The 16640-nt window shown below is 67.8% G+C and carries 19 protein-coding genes and 1 other RNA gene; 9 read left to right on the forward strand and 11 right to left on the reverse strand.

Annotated elements, in window-relative coordinates; genetic code table 11:
• Positions 1 to 18: 18 nt before the first annotated feature.
• The 5 genes from VGC56_RS06115 to VGC56_RS06135 all read right to left on the reverse strand — a co-directional run bounded on the left by VGC56_RS06115 (position 19) and on the right by VGC56_RS06135 (position 5657).
• Positions 19 to 2328 carry a M10 family metallopeptidase C-terminal domain-containing protein gene (locus VGC56_RS06115; RefSeq protein WP_464123969.1) on the reverse strand — a complete coding sequence of 770 codons (2310 nt, stop codon included), beginning with the start codon at positions 2326 to 2328 and terminating at the stop codon, positions 19 to 21.
• Positions 2329 to 2366: 38 nt separating this feature from the next.
• Positions 2367 to 2807 (reverse strand): hypothetical protein, encoded by a 441-nt coding sequence (locus tag VGC56_RS06120; RefSeq protein WP_464123970.1) that lies wholly within the window; start codon positions 2805 to 2807, stop codon positions 2367 to 2369.
• A 220-nt stretch (positions 2808 to 3027) separates the two neighbouring features.
• Positions 3028 to 3885: a hypothetical protein gene (locus tag VGC56_RS06125; RefSeq protein WP_464123971.1), complete on the reverse strand. Its 858-nt coding sequence runs from the start codon at positions 3883 to 3885 to the stop codon at positions 3028 to 3030.
• Between the two features lie 94 nt (positions 3886 to 3979).
• A complete protein-coding gene (locus VGC56_RS06130) occupies positions 3980 to 4345 on the reverse strand; it encodes an MmcQ/YjbR family DNA-binding protein (RefSeq protein WP_464123972.1) in 366 nt (121 codons plus the stop codon).
• Complete coding sequence (locus VGC56_RS06135; RefSeq protein ID WP_464123973.1) at positions 4338 to 5657, reverse strand: replication-associated recombination protein A; 1320 nt, start codon at positions 5655 to 5657, stop codon at positions 4338 to 4340. The genes VGC56_RS06130 and VGC56_RS06135 overlap by 8 nt, the downstream gene beginning before the upstream one ends.
• Before the next feature lie 99 nt (positions 5658 to 5756).
• Between VGC56_RS06135 and VGC56_RS06140 the strand changes: the two genes are divergently transcribed.
• Positions 5757 to 6392, forward strand: coding sequence for a PadR family transcriptional regulator (locus VGC56_RS06140; RefSeq protein ID WP_464123974.1), 636 nt, complete (start codon positions 5757 to 5759; stop codon positions 6390 to 6392).
• Between the two features lie 190 nt (positions 6393 to 6582).
• On the opposite strand, the gene VGC56_RS06145 is transcribed toward VGC56_RS06140, so the two are convergent.
• The 4 genes from VGC56_RS06145 to VGC56_RS06160 form a co-directional block, all read right to left on the reverse strand.
• The gene (locus VGC56_RS06145) at positions 6583 to 6879 is read right to left on the reverse strand and encodes a hypothetical protein (RefSeq protein ID WP_464123975.1); all 297 of its coding nucleotides are present in this window, start codon (positions 6877 to 6879) and stop codon (positions 6583 to 6585) included.
• A 190-nt stretch (positions 6880 to 7069) separates the two neighbouring features.
• Positions 7070 to 8251 (reverse strand): glycosyltransferase family 4 protein, encoded by a 1182-nt coding sequence (locus VGC56_RS06150; protein ID WP_464123976.1) that lies wholly within the window; start codon positions 8249 to 8251, stop codon positions 7070 to 7072.
• A 115-nt stretch (positions 8252 to 8366) separates the two neighbouring features.
• Positions 8367 to 9425, reverse strand: coding sequence for a 1,9-bis(guanidino)-5-aza-nonane synthase (locus tag VGC56_RS06155; RefSeq protein ID WP_464123993.1), 1059 nt, complete (start codon positions 9423 to 9425; stop codon positions 8367 to 8369).
• 216 nt (positions 9426 to 9641) lie between these two features.
• Positions 9642 to 10895, reverse strand: a complete 1254-nt coding sequence (locus VGC56_RS06160) for a type III PLP-dependent enzyme domain-containing protein (protein WP_464123978.1) — start codon at positions 10893 to 10895, stop codon at positions 9642 to 9644.
• Between the two features lie 207 nt (positions 10896 to 11102).
• Here VGC56_RS06160 and VGC56_RS06165 point away from each other — a divergent pair, with 207 nt between their 5' ends.
• The gene (locus VGC56_RS06165) at positions 11103 to 12008 is read left to right on the forward strand and encodes a threonine ammonia-lyase (protein ID WP_464123979.1); all 906 of its coding nucleotides are present in this window, start codon (positions 11103 to 11105) and stop codon (positions 12006 to 12008) included.
• Here the strand turns inward: VGC56_RS06165 and VGC56_RS06170 are convergent.
• Positions 11987 to 12208: a hypothetical protein gene (locus VGC56_RS06170; RefSeq protein ID WP_464123980.1), complete on the reverse strand. Its 222-nt coding sequence runs from the start codon at positions 12206 to 12208 to the stop codon at positions 11987 to 11989. The genes VGC56_RS06165 and VGC56_RS06170 overlap by 22 nt on opposite strands.
• A 68-nt stretch (positions 12209 to 12276) precedes the next feature.
• On the opposite strand from VGC56_RS06170, the gene VGC56_RS06175 reads away from it, so the two are divergent.
• Positions 12277 to 12444 (forward strand): hypothetical protein, encoded by a 168-nt coding sequence (locus VGC56_RS06175; RefSeq protein ID WP_464123981.1) that lies wholly within the window; start codon positions 12277 to 12279, stop codon positions 12442 to 12444.
• 24 nt (positions 12445 to 12468) lie between these two features.
• Here VGC56_RS06175 and VGC56_RS06180 read toward each other — a convergent pair whose 3' ends face one another.
• Positions 12469 to 13125, reverse strand: a complete 657-nt coding sequence (locus tag VGC56_RS06180) for an alpha/beta hydrolase (protein WP_464123983.1) — start codon at positions 13123 to 13125, stop codon at positions 12469 to 12471.
• 108 nt (positions 13126 to 13233) lie between these two features.
• On the opposite strand from VGC56_RS06180, the gene VGC56_RS06185 reads away from it, so the two are divergent.
• The 6 genes from VGC56_RS06185 (at position 13234) to ffs (ending at position 16542) form a co-directional block, all read left to right on the forward strand.
• Positions 13234 to 14313: a cysteine desulfurase family protein gene (locus VGC56_RS06185; protein WP_464123984.1), complete on the forward strand. Its 1080-nt coding sequence runs from the start codon at positions 13234 to 13236 to the stop codon at positions 14311 to 14313.
• On the forward strand, positions 14310 to 15527 hold the full coding sequence (locus VGC56_RS06190) for a cysteine desulfurase family protein (protein WP_464123986.1): 1218 nt from the start codon (positions 14310 to 14312) through the stop codon (positions 15525 to 15527). The genes VGC56_RS06185 and VGC56_RS06190 overlap by 4 nt, the downstream gene beginning before the upstream one ends.
• A complete protein-coding gene (locus VGC56_RS06195; protein WP_464123988.1) occupies positions 15524 to 15859 on the forward strand; it encodes a 2Fe-2S iron-sulfur cluster-binding protein in 336 nt (111 codons plus the stop codon). Before VGC56_RS06190 ends, VGC56_RS06195 begins: the two co-directional genes overlap by 4 nt.
• Before the next feature lie 31 nt (positions 15860 to 15890).
• Positions 15891 to 16130 (forward strand): type II toxin-antitoxin system ParD family antitoxin, encoded by a 240-nt coding sequence (locus tag VGC56_RS06200; RefSeq protein ID WP_464123989.1) that lies wholly within the window; start codon positions 15891 to 15893, stop codon positions 16128 to 16130.
• Positions 16131 to 16165: 35 nt separating this feature from the next.
• Complete coding sequence (locus VGC56_RS06205; protein WP_464123994.1) at positions 16166 to 16411, forward strand: type II toxin-antitoxin system RelE/ParE family toxin; 246 nt, start codon at positions 16166 to 16168, stop codon at positions 16409 to 16411.
• A 35-nt stretch (positions 16412 to 16446) separates the two neighbouring features.
• Positions 16447 to 16542, forward strand: an RNA gene (gene ffs / locus VGC56_RS06210) — signal recognition particle sRNA small type.
• The last annotated feature ends 98 nt before the right edge of the window (positions 16543 to 16640 follow it).

Consider the following 16640-nt stretch of genomic DNA (forward strand, 5'->3'; position numbering starts at 1 on the left):
CCGCAACGGCCGCCTGCCTCAGAGGAGGAAGTCGGTCGTGTGCAAAGTCGGCGTGTTGACGAACACCATCGCGAAATCGGGTGCGCCGCCGTCGACATTGCCGAGGAGGACGGTGACCGGACCCTCGAACGGGCTCTTTCCGGCGAAGCCGTCAATCTCCATGCCGAGCGCCTTTTCGGCGGCGTCCATGCTGCCGTAATGCTGGATGGAGAGGTCGCCGGCATTCTTGCCCGCGGCCTGGCCGACGAAGTTGAACGACTGGATGCCGTCGACAAGACTGTTCGCATCGATGCCGTGCAGGTCGATCTTGTCCTCGCCGGCATGGAAATCGAGCACCAGGTCGAGCGAGATCGGGCCGGTCTTGCTGTCGACCTTGGTAGCGTTGATCTCCGCGACGAAGACGTCCGCGCCGGTGCCGCCGGTGAGGATGTCCACGCCGTCGCCGCCGACCAGCCGGTCGTCGCCCGCGCCGCCATTGAGGTGGTTCGAGGCGGCGTTGCCGGTCAGGGTGTTGGCGAGCTCGTTGCCGGTGCCGTCGGCGGCGGTGCCGGTGAGGATCAGATTCTCGACATTGGCGCCGAGCGTGTAGCTGATCGACGCCTTGACGGTGTCATTGCCCTGGCCCGCCGTCTCGGTGACGAGGTCGCCAATATTGTCGACGATGTAGACGTCGTTGCCCATGCCGCCGCTCATCGCGTCGGCGCCGGCGCCGCCGTCGAGCAGGTCGTTCCCGTCCCCGCCGACCAGCGTGTCGTTGCCGGCGCCGCCGAACAGATGGTTGTCCGCCGCATCGCCGGTGATGACGTTGTCGAGGACGTTCCCGGTGCCGTCCGCGGCGGTGCCGGTCAGGACGAGATTCTCGACATTGTCGGTCAGCGTGTAGCTGATCGTCGCGGAGACGGTGTCGGTACCTTCGTTCGCCAGTTCGGCGATGCGGTCGCCGGCATTGTCGACGAAGTAGCCATCGTCGCCAGTGCCGCCGGCCATCGCATCGGCGCCGAGGCCGCCGTTGAGCGTGTCGTTGCCGCCGTTGCCGGTGATCGTGTCGTCGCCGGCGCGGCCGTCGAGGACGTTGGCGACGTCGTTGCCGATGATGACGTCGTTGCCGCCGCCGCCGATCGCATTCTCGACGATCGTATTATAGGCGATGGAGATGTTGTCGTGGAGCAGGCCGTCGACCGCATTGTAGCGGGTGCGGAGCGCCAGATATTGCTCCTCCGTGTAGCTCGCCGGCAGCAGGCCGCGAGCCTTGAGCACGTCGAGCGGAACGACGCCGCTGCCGCCGCCGCTGCTGAACGAGCCGGGGTGGAGGTCGATCTTCGAGTTCGAGTTCCAGCCCGAGAAATCGAGCGTGTCGTTGCCGCCGGCATCGTAGATCGAAATCACCGGCATCGTGTTGCTGGTGAAATCGTAGACGCCATTTCCGGCGTTCGCGTTGAAGCCGTAGACGGTGTCGCCGGTGCGGGTGGTGGGGTCGGCGCCGTACATCGCCTGAATGGTGGCGATGTCGTGGAGCAGCGGCGTCTGGCCGTAGACCCAGGTCAGCCGGTTCCAGTCGATCGGGGCGGCGCCGGTGAACTCCGCGTTGAAATAGGACATCTGCGTGTACTGGCGGCTGTCCTGGTAATATTCGGCGTTGGCGGCGTAGGTGATCGAGAGGCCCGGCGCGGCGTTGTAGGCGCCCGGATGCTGGAGGCCGAGCGCGTGGCCGGTCTCGTGGATGAGGGTGGCGAGGCCGTAATAGCCGTTGTCGAGCTGCAGGTTGGAGGCCTGCGAGGTGCTCACCCAGACGTCGCCTTGGAGGCCGGCGGAGGTGCCCCCGTAATTATAGGGGAGGTAGGCATAAGCCTGCGTGCCCGGCGCGTTGGTGAGGTTGCCGTAGGTGATGTCGGCATTGTTGACGTTGCTGACCTCGACGATCTTGACGTTGATGAGGTCGTCCCAAAGCGTCAGGGCCTTGCGGGCGGCGTCCTGCTGCGCCACCGAAAAGGGCGCGAAGCCGAAATATTCGCTGCGCCCGACGAGGCCGGAGCCCTGCTGGAAGACGTACGGGACCTGGAACAGCTCGCTGCGTGCATGGTAGAATGCGAACTGGATGACGCCGGGGTCGCCGCTCTTGTTCTGGCCCATGAGATCGGTGCCGAACGCCCACATCGGGCCGGGAATGCCGCTGCCCGGATAGCTGGTGCGGTTGAGGTTCGCCTCGACCTGGTCGAGCGTGAAGACCGGCTTGCCCGAGATCGAGCCGCCGGTGCCGTCCACGTTGGCGTCAAGGCTGATCACGTCGCCGCTGTCGACGAGCGGAGAGCCGGTTACGGTATCGGTCATTTAGTCCCCCTGTTAGGCTTGGTTGGAAAAGGAACGGCTCAGCGGGTGCGGAGCCAGGGCAGTATGTCGGCGAGCGCGGCGGCGAGGCTGCGCTCCAGCGCGGCGCCGCCCGGCCCGGCGGCAGGCAGGCGCAGCGCGCGCGGCGCCGCGGTGAAGAGCTGGGCGGTGTCGACGCCGCCGGTGCGGAACGGGCGGATCGCGAAGGCGAGCAGGCGCCCATCGCCATCGGGCGCGATCGACGCGTGGACGAGGAGGGTGACGGTGCCCGGCGCGATGACGGCGGGGTCGCCGAAGCCGACCTCGCTCACCGGAACCGGTGCATGGGCGGCGGCGAGACGGGTGACGGTGCGGCAGATTTCGCCTTGGAGCGCCTCGGCCCCCGAATTGGTTTCAGGCTGGACCAGGCACAGCACCCGCACCGACTGCACCTGCTGCCAAGCCAAAACAGGGGCCGCCGCGGCGGCCGGTGCGGCGGTCATCGCGGCGCCGCCGAGGGCGAGCGAAAGGAGCGCCCGAAATGGGCGCGGCAAAGGCGCGCGTTGACGCAGAGCATCCCCCGATTTCCCGGTTTCGGCCCCGTCGCTCAGGCGCGGGGCTTCTGGTAAGTGCCTTGGTTAATTGCGGATTTTTGAAGGGTCAACGCCGTATCGGCGACAAAATGAAAAAAAGTTCATGGGCCAGAAAGCTGCGGCTTTCCCGTCACAGGACGCCGAACGTCCAGCCTTCCGTCCGCGCCATTTCGGGGGTGAGAGAGGGGGGAGTCCAGTAGCGCGGGTCGCCGGATATGGCGCGCAGACCGGCGGCGGCGATGAGGACGTCGGTCTCGTGGTCGGACGGCTCAGCGGCCAGTCTCGGGGCGCGGCTGCCGAGACCCTGGAGGGCGACCGCGAGTTCGGCCCGGGTGCGGACCTTGCGGCCGGAGAGGCCGGCGAGACGGATGAAGACGCGGGTGTAGATTTCGACGACGAGGCTGCCGCTTTCCGGCCGTGCGTCCATCGGCCAGACGGGCACGCGCCCGTCGAGCCGGTGGAGGAGGCGCATGCCGGCATAGCTCGCCTTGGCGACCTGCGCCGCGCCGACCGCGTCGTAGAGCGTCGACGCCTTGCCCCCGCCCAGCGCATTGAAGGCATGCTCGCACGCCCTGTGGTGGAGGAAGTTGCGCTTCACCCCGTCGGCGGCGCCGAAATAGAAGTGGCGGCGGTGGTGCCGCTCCATGAAGCTCGCGGCGCCGAGATCCTCGTCGTCGCAGAGCCTGTCGACATAGGCCCACAGCGCCTTTGCTTCGGCCGGCGGAGCCGTCTCGCCGGGAAAATAGGCGCCGCGTTCGAGCAAGGGTGGGGCGTAGCTGAAGTCGAAGCCGAACAGGGTAGGGACCTTGGCGGCCTCGCCGAGTAGCCAGTCGAGCACTTCGCCGCGGGACCAGACGTGGCCGGGGCGGACGAGCCTCGGCGCCACGTCACCCCCGCCGCACATCGCGACGGCAATGCCTTTATGCTTCTTGCCCTTCGCCCCCGACCAATCGATGGCTGCGAACCGGTCGTAGCCGGGCCCCGTCATTGCGAGGCGCGAAGCGACGCGGCAATCCAGTCGGCCGTCCCGGTCATGGTCCGGGTCGGATAGGTTCGATCGGCTCGCGACGGCGGGAAGGGCGTCACGTCTTCTTCCGCGGCCGTGCTCGCGGCCGGGGCGGCGGCTTGGCCGCGATCCACTCGCGCGAGCGTTCGATGACCGCGCGCACGCGCTCCGGATCGTGGCTGTCGAAACGGATCAGGAGTGCTGGCCAGCCTTCGTAATGGGGCGATTGCCAGAAGGTGCTGGGATCGGTCTCCTTCAGGATCTCGATCGTATCCATGTCCATCGCGACCCCGAAGGAGGTCGCCTGCTCGTGGCCGGTGTAGAGAAAGGCGCGGCCGTTTACCTTCACGGCCGGTTTGCCATAGCTGATCGAAAGCTCGGCGCCCGGCAGCGTAAGGGCGAAGGCGACGGCGTCGTCCCAGCCGCGGATCGGCTCAGCCATCGCGCTTCGCCCGCCGCTGCTCCTCCCACCACGCCATTCGCTCGGCGATGCGCTTCTCGTGGCCGCGGTCGGTCGGCTGGTAGAATGTCTGCGGCGACATTTCCTCGGGCCAGTAATCGTCGCCGGAAAAGCCCTCCGGCGCGTCATGGTCGTAGGAATAGCCCTGGCCGTAGCCGATCGTCTTCATGAGCTTGGTCGGCGCGTTGAGGATGTTTTTCGGCGGCATCAGCGATCCTGTTTCCTTCGCGCTCCGCCATGCCGCCTTCTGCGCCTTGTAGGTCGCGTTCGATTTGGGGGCGGTGGCGAGGTAGAGGCAGGCCTGGACGATGGCGAGCTCGCCCTCCGGCGAGCCGAGGAAATCGTACGTCTCCTTCGCCGCGATGCACTGGACGAGGGCGTTGGGGTCGGCGAGTCCGATATCCTCGACCGCGGCACGCGTGAGGCGGCGGAGCAGGTAAAGCGGCTCCTCGCCGGCGGTGAGCATGCGGGCGAGATAGTAGAGCGCCGCCTGCGGGTCCGAGCCGCGGATCGCTTTGTGAAGGGCCGAGATGAGGTTGTAATGCCCCTCCCGATCCTTGTCGTAGACTGCGACGCGGCGGTGGAGCAGGGCCGAGAGCGCGGCCGGATCGAGCGGCTCGGGCAGCTCGATGGAGAACAAGGTCTCCGCCTGGTTGAGGAGGAAGCGGCCGTCGCCGTCGGCGGTGGCGACGAGGGCGTCACGGGCTTCGGGGGTCAGCGGGAGGGCCCGCTCCATGATCGCTTCGGCGCGGTCGAGCAGCAGGCAGAGCGCCTTGTGGTCGAGCCGGTTGAGGATCAGCACCTGCGCGCGGCTCAGCAAGGCGGCGTTGAGTTCGAACGACGGATTCTCCGTCGTCGCGCCGACCAGCACCACCGTGCCGTCCTCGACATAGGGCAGGAAGCCGTCCTGCTGGGCGCGGTTGAAGCGGTGGATCTCGTCCACGAAGAGCAAAGTCTGCCTCCCCGTGCGGGCGAATTCCTTTGCCTCCGCGAACACCTTCTTCAAGTCGGCGACGCCGGAGAACACCGCGGAGATCGCCACGAAGCGCATCCCGACCGCGTCGGCGAGCAGGCGCGCGATGGTCGTCTTGCCGGTGCCGGGCGGCCCCCACAGGATCATCGAGGCGAGCTTGCCGGCCGCCACCATCCGACCGATCGCGCCCTCGGGGCCGGTCAAATGATCCTGTCCCACGACCTCCCCGAGCTTCTGCGGCCGCAGCCGGTCGGCCAGCGGCGCGCTGTCGGCGGGCGGCGGGGCAGGGGGCTGGGGTTCGCTGGCAAAGAGATCGGCCACGCCTCTCTCTAGCAAGCTCGGCCCTCGTCATGCCAGCGCACTTGACACTCTGTTGCGAAGATATATCTAAGACGCATCGAGATACGATGGAGGTATGACATGCGCAGACATTGCGGACCGGGCTTCGAGTTCGGCAAATTCGGCCCGGGCGTGTTCGGGATGCGGTTCGGACCGCGCGGCTTCGGCTTCGGCGGTCCCGGCGGCGGCCCGTTCGGGGGCGGCGACTGGGGCGAGGAGTTCGGCTTCGGCGGCGGCGGGCGCCGCGGCCGGCGCGGGCGGATGTTCGAAAGCGGCGAGCTTCGGCTCGTCCTCCTCAAGCTGATTGCCGACCAGCCGCGCCACGGCTACGACCTCATCCGCGCGATCGAGGAGCTGACCCACGGCAGCTACGCGCCCAGCCCGGGCGTCGTCTATCCGACGCTCACCATGCTGCAGGACATGGGCCTCATCCAGGAAGCCGCCGCCGACGGCGCCCGCAAGGCGTTCGCAGTGACGGCGGACGGCGAGGCGCATCTCGCCGAGCGCTCCGAGGAAGTCGACGCCCTGCTCGCCCGCCTGGAAGGCGCCGGCGAAGGCAAGCGCCGGGCCGGCGGCAAGCCGATCCAGCGGGCCGTCGGCAACCTCCTCCAGGCGCTCTGGCACCGCGTCACCGCCGACGACATGGGCGAGGACCGGCTCCACGAAATCGCCGCCATCCTCGACGAGGCGGCGCAGCGGATCGAGCGGCTGAAATAGGGCGGCGAGAGCCGATCCGGCAATCCAGCGCTCACGCGTCATGCCGGCGCAAGCCGGTATCTCGTGGCGTGAAGAGCACCGCGGTCTTCACCCGAGGAGACCCCGGCTTTCGCCCGGGTGACGGAGCTCTCGAACGAAAAAGGGCGCCCCGGCCTGGCCGGGACGCCCTTCTTCGGTCCGAAGCTGAAGCTTACTTCTTCTTCGTGGTCGTCGTGGTCGTGTTTGTGGTCGCCGTCGAGGTGTTGCCCGACTTCGCCATGTTGTCGATCACGGCTGCCTTGTTCTCGCCCGCGGCGCGGACCGCGTCCGCCTTGTTGCTGGCGGCGGCCGTGATGTTGTCGGCCTTGTTGTCGGCGGCGGCGACGATGTTATCGGCGACGGCGTCGGTGTTCGCGACGACGTTGTCGGCGGCGGCGGTATGCTTGTTGCAGGCGCCGAGCGCGAGCACGGCGAGGCCGACGGCCGCGGCTTTCACGATGAGTTTCATAAAAATCTTCCCCTCTTATTCGACCTCACGAAAGAACGCCCCAGCTTATGGCTGGAGCGTCCGTGGGAGCCCCGCGAAACCGGTTGGAGGCTCAACCAACAGGAGTGACCCACGTGCGCTATGTTAAGTTCCGGGGCCGAGACAATCAAGTGACAGTGTTGAAAGCCGGGAATGGCGGTTTTCCGGGCTTTCAGGGCACCGGGCTGGGCCCGGGCGGACGTCCGCCCGCGGCGCGCTGGCGAATGATTCGGCAATAGCCGTCGACCAGCGCCTGGTTGACCTCGTCCCACCCGAAGCGGCTGCTCATCGCGATGCCGGCGCGCCCGGCGGCGGCCCGCGCCTCGGGGTCGCGGCAGTAAAGGGCGAGGGCCCCGGCGAATTCCTCGATCGCGCCTGGGCGGATCAGGCGTCCGGTGACGCCGTCGCTCACCAGGCTCTCGCTGCCCGTCGCCCGCGCCGCGACGACGGGTATTCCCGTCGCCAGCGCCTCCAAGGTGACATTGCCGAAGGTTTCCGTCACCGAGGGGTTGAACAGCACGTCCATCGACGCGACGGCGCGGCCGAGGTTCGCGCCTTTCTGAAAGCCGGTGAAGACCGCCTGCGGAAGCCTTTTCTCAAACCAATCGCGCGCCGGCCCCTCGCCGACGACCAGCACTTTGTGGCGGACCTGTTTCTTCGAAAGGCAGTCGATCGTCTCCGAAAAGACGTCGAGCCCCTTTTCCATCACAAGCCGGCCGACGAAGCCGATCACCGGCACTTCGTCCTCGATGCCGAGGCCGCGGCGCCAGCCCATGTCGCGCATGCCGGGGTTGAAGATCTCGCGGTCGATGCCGCGCGTCCAGATACCGACATCATAGTTCATCCGCTGGTCGCGCAGCAGCTGGGCCATCGAATCCGACGGCGCGAAGATGGCGTCGCAGCGGCGGTAGAAGCGCCGCAGGATCGCCAGGAGGACCGGCTCAAGGAAGGCGAGGCCGTAGTAGCGGACGTAGGTCTCGAAGCGCGTGTGGACGGAGGCAACGACCGGCAGGTCGGCGCGGTGGGCGAGGCTGACGGCGCGATGTCCAAGCACGTCGGGACTGGCGACATGCAGGATGTTGGGCCGAAAGGCCTCGAGGTCGCGTCTCGCCCGCCGCGGCAGCGCGATCGGAATTCTGTATTCCGGCCGCCGCGGCACCGCCAGGCTGGGGATGTGGATCACCGGCGCGTTGGGCGGGAAGGCGGGCTTCTCGACGGTCGGGGAATAGACGCGCACCTCGGCGCCCTGCTTCAGCAGATAGTCGACCAGGCGGTTCAGCGCCTGGTTCGCCCCGTCCCGTATGTAATTGTAGTTGCCGCTGAACAGGGCGATGCGGAGGTCCGACGCGTCCATGGCGCGGCGGTAGCGGGTTTGGCGCGAGAGGGGAAGGAAAGGGAGGCTGGCGTAGGCTTCACGCGGGCCCAAGCGAAAAACCCCCGCCTGTGGTGGGGCGGGGGTTCTCGTTGGATCAGGCTTCGTCGAACAGCTTGGCGAAGCGGCGCTTGGTGCGATCCTTCCACAGGCCGCGATGGTAGGCGTCGCTGGCCAGGAGCGGCATGACGCTGGTCGCCTCGGCGAACACCATCTGCTCCAGCGCGGTCGAAACCTTGCCCCAGCTCGCCGCCTCCTGGAGGGTCGAGGAGGAGCAGGCGCCATCGCGAACGTCGGCGACGGTGATCTGCACCGCGTACTTATGCACGTCGACCTCGTGGCCGAGGATCTCCGCGCACACCACGGTGTCCTGCGTGAAGTTCTTCGGCACGCCGCCGCCGATCATGAGGAGGCCCGTCGTGCCAGCCGCGATCTTGAGGTTGGTGAGCTCACGGAAGTCGGCAATGGCGTCGAGCACCATGTAGGGCTTGCCCGCCTTCATCGCGTCGACCTGGTGCTTGACGAGGCCGAAGCCGGCCGAGCTGTCGACGAAGGCCGGGCAGAAGATCGGCACGTCATGCTCGTAGGCGAGCTTGACGAGGCTGTTCTCCTTCTTGCCGTGGGTCATCAGCCACTTGCCCATCTCGCGGATGAACGCGCGCGAGCTGTACGGTTTGGGCTCGAGCGAGTTGGCGATATCGCCGATCGTATGATCGGTCTCCTGCAGCTTCTCTTCGTCGATATAGGTGTCGTAGATGCGGTCGATGTAGAGCGAGCGCAGGGTGTCGTCGTCAGGGATTTCAAGCGCTTGGTAATGCTTGTGGCCAAGCGCTTCGAAGAAATCCATATCGACGATGGTGGCGCCGGTGGCGACGATCGCGTCGACCATGTTGTTCCTGACCAGCTCGGCATAGAGGTCCATGCAGCCGCCGGCCGAGGTCGAGCCGGCGATCACCAGGATCACCGAGCAATCCTTGTCGGCGAGCATCTGGTTGTAGATGTCCGTCGCACGGCCGAGGTCGCGCGAGGTGAAGCTCATCTTCTTCATCGCATCGACGATTGGCCGTGCGTCGAAGCTGGTGATGTCGATATGCTCGACGACGGTGCCGAGCAGCTCGGCCTTGCGGGTGTCGTTGATCTTGGGCTGGTCGTTCATGCTCATGTCCACACTTCAACAATGAACCGCCGTCGTTAGGGGACGCGGAAACCCATAATCGTCATGCCGGACTTGATCAGGCATCCACCTTTTCTCCACCGAGAGGATGAAGGTGGACCCCGGATCAAGTCCGGGGTGACGGTAGAGTACAGGATCGGCAAGCCGGGCTCCCGAAGGCCACGCAGCTTGCCGGTCCCTTACGTAGAAGCGGCTTGCCTAGAGCTGAACCACGTTGCTGCGTTCAACCTCGCCGGCGTCGCCGCCGTACAGCGTCGCCATCGGCTCGTCCTCGACCACGACCTTCGACACGGTGCCGAAGCCGTTGAACCCGGTCCGCATCGCGCAGCCATAGGCGCCGAGCATGCCGATCTCGATATAGTCGCCCCGTCCCACGTCCGCGGGGAGGTGGAACGGGCCTGTCATATGGTCGAGATCGTCGCAGGTCGGGCCGTAGAAGCTGAACGGCATCTCCCTCAAGTCCGAAGCCTCGGGCCGCACCAGCTTGACCGGGAAGCGCCAGCCGACATGCGCCGCATCGAACAGCGCGCCATAGGCGCCGTCGTTGATGTAGAGCTGGTCGCCCCGGCGCTTCTCGACGCGCACGAGCACGCTGGCATATTCCGCACACAGGGCCCGGCCCGGCTCGCACCACAATTCGGCCGAGTAGGAGATGGGCAAGCTTTCGAACGCGCGCGAAATGACGTCGAAATAAGCTTCGAGGGGCGGCGGCTCCATGCCCGGATACCAGGACGGAAAGCCCCCGCCGACATCGACGATGTCGACCGTGACCGCCGCGCCGACGATCGCTGCGCGCACCCGCTCCATCGCCTCGGCATAAGCCGCGGGCGTCATCGCCTGGCTGCCGACATGGAAGCAGATGCCGAGCGCGTCGGCGGCCTGGCGGGCGGCGAACAGCAGGGCCTTCATCTCGTCGGGCTCGGCGCCGAACTTGGAGGCGAGGCTGAGCTTCGAATGGTCCGAGGACACGCGGATGCGGACGCACAGGTTGAGATCGGTCGCCTCGCTGGTCGCGCGAACGATCTTCTCGAGCTCGTCCATCGTGTCGAGCGAGAAGGTGCGCACGCCGAGCGCATAGGCCTCGGCGATGGCTTCTTCCGCCTTCACCGGGTGCATGAAGCACAGCACCGCCTCCGGCAGCGTCTGGGCCACCAGCCGCACCTCGGCGATCGAGGCGACGTCGTAATGGGTGATCCCGCTGTCCCACAGGACCTGCAGGAGCTCCGGCGAGGGGTTCGCCTTCACCGCATAGAGCGAGCGTCCCGGAAACTTCTCGGTGAAGAAGCGGGCGGCGCGACGCGCGGCGTGCGGACGCAGGAGCGTCACCGGCTGGACCGGCCGCTCAAGAGCGATAGCGGCAACGCTGGCGTTGCCGTTACGGGCGATGTCGGCAACCGTTGCGTTGTCGATCGGGAGCGAAGCTAGCCCCAGCGCGCTATGATGCTTGTGCAACTCAAGGGACCTCCAAAGGCGGTAGTTGACGACGAGGCTGCCTTGCGGTTGTTGGAAGTCCCCATGGGGCAGCGGGCCGGGATATATGACCCTGCTTTTCTCATGTAAAGACCTGCTTTTTCCCCATTAATCTCAGAGGCTTGGATGACAGAGAGAAGGCCGTCGCCAGAAGGTGTCCGCGCTGCGGCGAACCGCGTGGCGCCCCATGTGACTCGCACGCCCCTGCTGCCGCTCGAATGGCAAGGCGGACGCGTCTGGGTGAAGGCCGAGTGCCTGCAGCAGGGCGGCAGCTTCAAATTGCGCGGCGCCTTCAACCGCTTGCTCCAGCTTTCTCAAAGCGAGCGCGAACGCGGCGTCGTCGCTTTCTCCTCCGGAAACCACGCCCAGGGTGTCGCGCTCGCAGCGCGTGCGCTCGGCATCGAAGCGACCATCGTCATGCCCGCCGACGCCCCTGCGGTGAAGCGCGACGCAACCCGCGCCGCCGGCGCCGCCATCGTCGCCTACGACCGCATGACCGAGAGCCGCGAGGAGATCGGCGCCCGCCTCGCCGCCGAGAAAGGCTGCGTCCTCGTCCCCTCGTTCGACGATGTCGACGTCATCGAAGGGCAGGGGAGCTGCGGCGTCGAGATCGCCGAGCAGCTCGGCGCTTCGCCGGACAAAATCCTCGTCCCATGCGGCGGCGGCGGCCTCTCCGCCGGAATCGCCCTCGCGCTTCCGCACGCGGAGGTGGTGACGGTCGAGCCGCAGGGTTGGGACGACATGGCCCGCTCGATCGCCGCCGGAACGCCGCTCCCCGTCGAGGAGCCGGCGCCGCCCACCCTGTGCGATGCGCTTCAGACCAAGCTCGTCTCGCCGCTCACCCTGGACGCCCTGCGCGGCAGCGGCGCCCGCGGCCTCTCGGTCAGCGAGGACGAAATCCGGGAGGCCATGGCCTATGCCGCCCGCCACCTGCGCATCGTCGCCGAGCCCGGCGGCGCCGTCGCCCTCGCGGCGTTTTTGTCAGGAAAGGCCGGCCCGGCCTCGGAGCGGACGGTGGTCGTCGTCTCGGGCGGCAACGTCGATCCGGCGCTCTATGCCGAGATCCTCGCCGCTCAGGCGGCGCGCACGTCCTGAACCTCAGGCGCGGCGGCATCCTCGACGTGCCGCCGGAGCACCTCGAGCTGCTCGCCGATCGCCTTCAGCTCCACCGCATAATGCGCCGCGTCTACGCCCGGCCGCGCCAGCGCGGCCGCCTCGATCAGCCCGTCGAGCACCAGCGACAGGCTCGGCAGGATCGTCTCCTCGATCGATTCGAATTGCGCGGTCTCGTCCATGCCCGCTTTGCTAGCCGCCGCCGATTTAACCGTTGGTAAAGCACGCCCTCGGTGCCACTAGCCGCGCGATGCCGACCCTCGTCACCACCGCTCTATCCCTCGCCGTCCTCGCTGCCGCGGCGCTGACGGCGGGCGGCATCGGCCTGATCGTCCGCGGCGGCGACAGGAAGCGCGGCACCCTGATGCTCGGCGCCGCCGCCGTGCTGGCCGCCAACGTCCTCATCTGGGCGCTTTAGTCGCGAATGACGCCGCAGCCGCCCTCAGCGGATCGGGCAGGCAGGGTCCAGCCGGAAATCCAGATACCGATCCACCGACGCCATCAGCTGCGGCATTTCCTGGGCGAAGAAATGGTTGGCATGCGGGATCGTGTCGTGGTGGATCGTGATGTGCTTCTGGGTGCGCAGCTTGTCGACCAGCTTCTGCACCGCGTTCGGCGTCACCACCTCGTCGCCCTCGCCCTGGATGATGATGCCCGACGAAGGGCAGGGGGCGAGGAAGGTGAAATCGTACATGTTGGCGGGCGGCGCGATCGAGATGAAGCCGCGCACTTCCGGGCGGCGCATCAGGAGCTGCATGCCGATCCACGCGCCGAAGCTGAAGCCGCCGATCCAGGTCGATTCGGCCTCCGGGTGGATCTGCTGCACCCAGTCGAGCGCCGAGGCCGCATCGGACAATTCGCCGATGCCGTTGTCGAACACGCCCTGGCTCTTGCCGACGCCGCGGAAATTGAAGCGCAAGGTGGCGAAGCCGCGCCGCACGAACGTCTTGTAGAGCGCCTGCACGATGGCGTTGTTCATCGTCCCTCCGCCCTGCGGATGCGGGTGGAGGATGAGCGCGACCGGCGCGCGCGGGCGCGGACCCGGGTTGAAACGGCCTTCGAGGCGGCCTTCGGGACCGGGAAAAATGACTTCGGGCATGTGACCTGCGCTTCGCACTGGAGGAGCGGCCGCGACGGGGGTGACCCACGGGCCGGGCCGGCCCTATATAGGCGCGAAGCCGACGCGCGCAATTGAAAGGACCGCAAGGTGCCGGACCGCCCTTATCTCGCCCGCATCTATCTCGACCATGCCTCGACCACGCCGATCCTGCCGCAGGCGGCGGCGGCGATGGCTGAGGCGTGCCTCGCCTGGGCCAATCCCTCCTCGCCCCACGCCGAGGGCAGGGCGGCCCGCGCGCAGCTCGAGGATGCCCGCCGCCGGGTCGCGGCCGCCCTGGGCCGGGAGGGCACCTTGCTCTTCACCTCCGGCGCCACCGAGGCCATTTCGCTGGTGTTCGAGCGGGCGAAGGCTGGCAGCTTCATCGTCTCGGCGGTCGAGCACCCGGCGGTCCTGCGCAGCGCCCCAAATGCCCGCCAGATTGCCGCCAAGCACGACGGCACTCTGGATCTCGACGACCTCGACCGCGCCCTCGCCGGCGCCGAGCGGCCGCTGGTGGCCGTGCAGTCGGTCAACAACGAGACCGGCGTCATGCATCCCATTGCCGAGATCTACGCCAGGGTGAAGGCGGCGGGCGGCCTGCTCCTCACCGATTGCGCCCAGAGCGCCGGCAAGCTGCCGCTCCCGGAGGCCGATTTCCTCGTCGTCGCCGCCCACAAGCTCGGGGGGCCGCCGGGCGTCGGCGCGCTGCTGGTCAAGGACCCGGCGACGCTGGAGGCGATCGGCGGCCAGGAAGGCGGCTACCGCCCCGGCACGCCGGCCGTGCCCGCGATCATGGGTTTCGCCGCCGCGCTAGAGGGCGACCATGGCTGGTACGAAGAGGCGAAGCGCCTGCGCGCCCATCTCGACGCCGAGATCGAGACCGCGGGCGGCGAAGTCGTGGCCGGCGCCGCGCCGCGCATCGCCACCATCGCCTGCTACCGGATGCCGGGCGTCCCGGGCGCCGCGCAGATGATGCAGCTCGATCTTGCCGGCATCGCCGTCACCGCCGGCAGCGCCTGCGCCTCCGGAAGCCTCAAGACCAGCCACGTCCTCACCGCCATGGGCTGGAGCGAAGAGGCGGCGCGCGAGGTCATCCGCGTCAGCTTCGGCCCTTCGACGCAGGCCAGCGACATCGACGCTCTCCTCGCACACTGGCGCGCCCTCAAGGACAAGCGCCGCGCCGCGTGATCTACCTCGACTACCAGGCCACCACCCCCCTCGCTCCGGAAGCCGCCGCGGCGATGCGGCCTTGGCTCGAGGAGGGCTTCGGAAATCCCCACAGCCCGCACCGCATGGGGCGCGAAGCGGCAGCGGCGATCGAGGTAGCCCGTGAGCGGGTGGTGGAGGCGCTGAATCTTCCCCTCCGGGATTTCCGCGAGGGGGCAGGGGGTGGCCCCCTTTCCTTCGCCGCATTCCATAACGAAGAACCCACCCCCGGCCCCTCCCGGAAATCCGGGAGGGGAGGCAAGCTCTACTTCACCTCCGGTGCCACCGAAGCCGCCAACTGGGCGCTGAAGGGCGCCGCCGCCCGCCTGCCACCGGAGCGCCGCCGCATCGTCACCCTCGCGACCGAACATGCCTGCGTCCTCGACACCGTCGATTGGCTCGGCAGCCAGGGCTTCGACATCGACATCCTCCCCGTCGGCCGCGACGGCCTCGTCGACCTCGCCCTCGCCGCCACCCGCATTGATGAGCGCACCGGCCTCGTCGCCGCCATGCTGGTCAACAACGAGATCGGCGTCATCCAGCCCGTCGCGCAACTCGCCGCCCTCGCCCGCGAGGCCGGTGCGCTGGTCTTCTGCGACGCCGTCCAGGCGCTCGGCCGCGTGGCCATCCCGCTCGACGCCTGCGACATGGTCGCCGTCTCCGCCCACAAGGTCCACGGCCCGAAGGGGATCGGCGCCCTCTGGGTGCGCGACGGCGTCGCGCTCGATCCGCTCCTCCACGGCGGCGGCCAGGAAGGGGGCCTCCGCTCCGGCACCCTCTCGCCCGCTTTGTGCGCCGGCTTTGGCGAGGCGGCGCGCCTCGTGGTCGAGCAGGCCGAGGCGGATCGGGCGCACGCCGAACGCCTCTGGACCCTCGCTCGCAACGCCATGCCCGGCTGGACCTTGAACGGCTCCGCCGATCATCGCTACCACGGCAATCTCAACTTCCGCCGCGACGGCGCCGACGCAGCCCGCCTCATCTCCGAAGTCCGCGAAGTCGCCTTCTCCGCCGGCTCTGCCTGCGCCAGCGGCTCCGGCCGCCCGAGCCACGTCCTCGCCGCCTTGGGGCTCTCCGAGCGCGAAGCCCGCGCCAGCATCCGCCTCGGCTTCGGCCGCTACACCACGGAGGCCGACCTGCTGCGCGCCCTCGCCCTCATCGACGCCGCCGCCGCACGCCAGCTGAGCTTCGCCGCATGACCCGCATCCGCTTTCTCTCCGCCGACGGCATTGCGGTGCAGGAGGTAGACGCCCCCGCCGGCGAACGCCTCCTCGACGTCGCCCAGGAGGCCGGCCAGCCGCTCGAAGGCACGTGCGAAGGCCAGATGGCCTGCTCCACCTGCCACGTCATTCTAGCCGCCGAGGATTTCTCGAAGCTCCCCCGCGCCAGCGAGGAGGAGGAAGACCTGCTCGACCTCGCCCTCCACGTCACCCGCACCTCCCGCCTCGCCTGCCAGATCGTGCTGACGGAGGCGCTGGAGACGCTGACGGTGCGCATGCCCGGCGGAGCCAGGAACATGCAGGGGCGTTGACTCAATGGCAAAAATTCAACAAAATCCGCGTATGACCACCGTGAACATCTCGATTCCTGAGGAACTCAAGAACTTCGTCGATTCGCAGGTCGCGACCGGCCAATACGCTGATGTGAGCGACTATATGCGGGCCGTCATTCGAGAACGGCAGGAAGCCGTGGATCGACTCCGGGCGCTGATCGACGAGGGGGATGCGAGCCCCGACAGCCCCTATACGATCGACGAGATCATCGCGCAGGCGCGGGAGCGGCATCTATCGCGCGCCGGGTAATCTTTTCCGATGTCGCCAAGCAGGATCTCGATGAAATCTGGGAGTTCACCGAAGATCGCTGGAATCCGGAGCAGGCTGACCGGTACTTGAAATCGATCAATGACGCTGCGACGGCCGCAGCGGCCGGTCGGCTCCGTAGCCGCTCTCTCGGATTTGTGCGGGAGGGTCTCCGAAAAGCCCGGTGCGTTCGCCATTTCATCTACTTTTACGAGCGCTCTGACAGCATTCGCGTGGTGCGTGTGCTGCATGATCAGATGGACGAGACTTTGCATCTGCTCTGACCTTGCCCTCCTGAACCGCTTCGCCCATATGCGCCGCGGGAGTCGGGCGGACGGAGTTGTCGCCAACCCGGTCAGATCCGGAAGGAAGCAGCCGTAACGATTTCGCTCCGGGTCGTTCCGGCTCCCACCGCGCAGCATGCACAGCGATAGCGGACGCTATCGCCGAGACGCGCAAGCGCGGCCGGCCTCGCTGCAGCGAGGACCGACGGCGCGGCTTTGCCGCGCCGCT

It is taken from the genome of Allosphingosinicella sp., from assembly GCF_036403745.1.
Taxonomy (GTDB): domain Bacteria; phylum Pseudomonadota; class Alphaproteobacteria; order Sphingomonadales; family Sphingomonadaceae; genus Allosphingosinicella.

What these genes read in the sequence shown, in the direction of transcription:
- VGC56_RS06115 (WP_464123969.1), bottom strand. Translation starts at nt 2,328, where the DNA reads ATGACCGATACCGTAACCGGCTCTCCGCTCGTCGACAGCGGCGACGTG.
- VGC56_RS06120 (WP_464123970.1), bottom strand. Translation starts at nt 2,807, where the DNA reads ATGACCGCCGCACCGGCCGCCGCGGCGGCCCCTGTTTTGGCTTGGCAG.
- VGC56_RS06125 (WP_464123971.1), bottom strand. Translation starts at nt 3,885, where the DNA reads ATGACGGGGCCCGGCTACGACCGGTTCGCAGCCATCGATTGGTCGGGG.
- VGC56_RS06130 (WP_464123972.1), bottom strand. Translation starts at nt 4,345, where the DNA reads ATGGCTGAGCCGATCCGCGGCTGGGACGACGCCGTCGCCTTCGCCCTT.
- VGC56_RS06140 (WP_464123974.1), top strand. Translation starts at nt 5,757, where the DNA reads ATGCGCAGACATTGCGGACCGGGCTTCGAGTTCGGCAAATTCGGCCCG.
- VGC56_RS06145 (WP_464123975.1), bottom strand. Translation starts at nt 6,879, where the DNA reads ATGAAACTCATCGTGAAAGCCGCGGCCGTCGGCCTCGCCGTGCTCGCG.
- VGC56_RS06150 (WP_464123976.1), bottom strand. Translation starts at nt 8,251, where the DNA reads ATGGACGCGTCGGACCTCCGCATCGCCCTGTTCAGCGGCAACTACAAT.
- VGC56_RS06155 (WP_464123993.1), bottom strand. Translation starts at nt 9,425, where the DNA reads ATGAACGACCAGCCCAAGATCAACGACACCCGCAAGGCCGAGCTGCTC.
- VGC56_RS06170 (WP_464123980.1), bottom strand. Translation starts at nt 12,208, where the DNA reads ATGGACGAGACCGCGCAATTCGAATCGATCGAGGAGACGATCCTGCCG.
- VGC56_RS06175 (WP_464123981.1), top strand. Translation starts at nt 12,277, where the DNA reads ATGCCGACCCTCGTCACCACCGCTCTATCCCTCGCCGTCCTCGCTGCC.
- VGC56_RS06180 (WP_464123983.1), bottom strand. Translation starts at nt 13,125, where the DNA reads ATGCCCGAAGTCATTTTTCCCGGTCCCGAAGGCCGCCTCGAAGGCCGT.
- VGC56_RS06195 (WP_464123988.1), top strand. Translation starts at nt 15,524, where the DNA reads ATGACCCGCATCCGCTTTCTCTCCGCCGACGGCATTGCGGTGCAGGAG.
- VGC56_RS06200 (WP_464123989.1), top strand. Translation starts at nt 15,891, where the DNA reads ATGACCACCGTGAACATCTCGATTCCTGAGGAACTCAAGAACTTCGTC.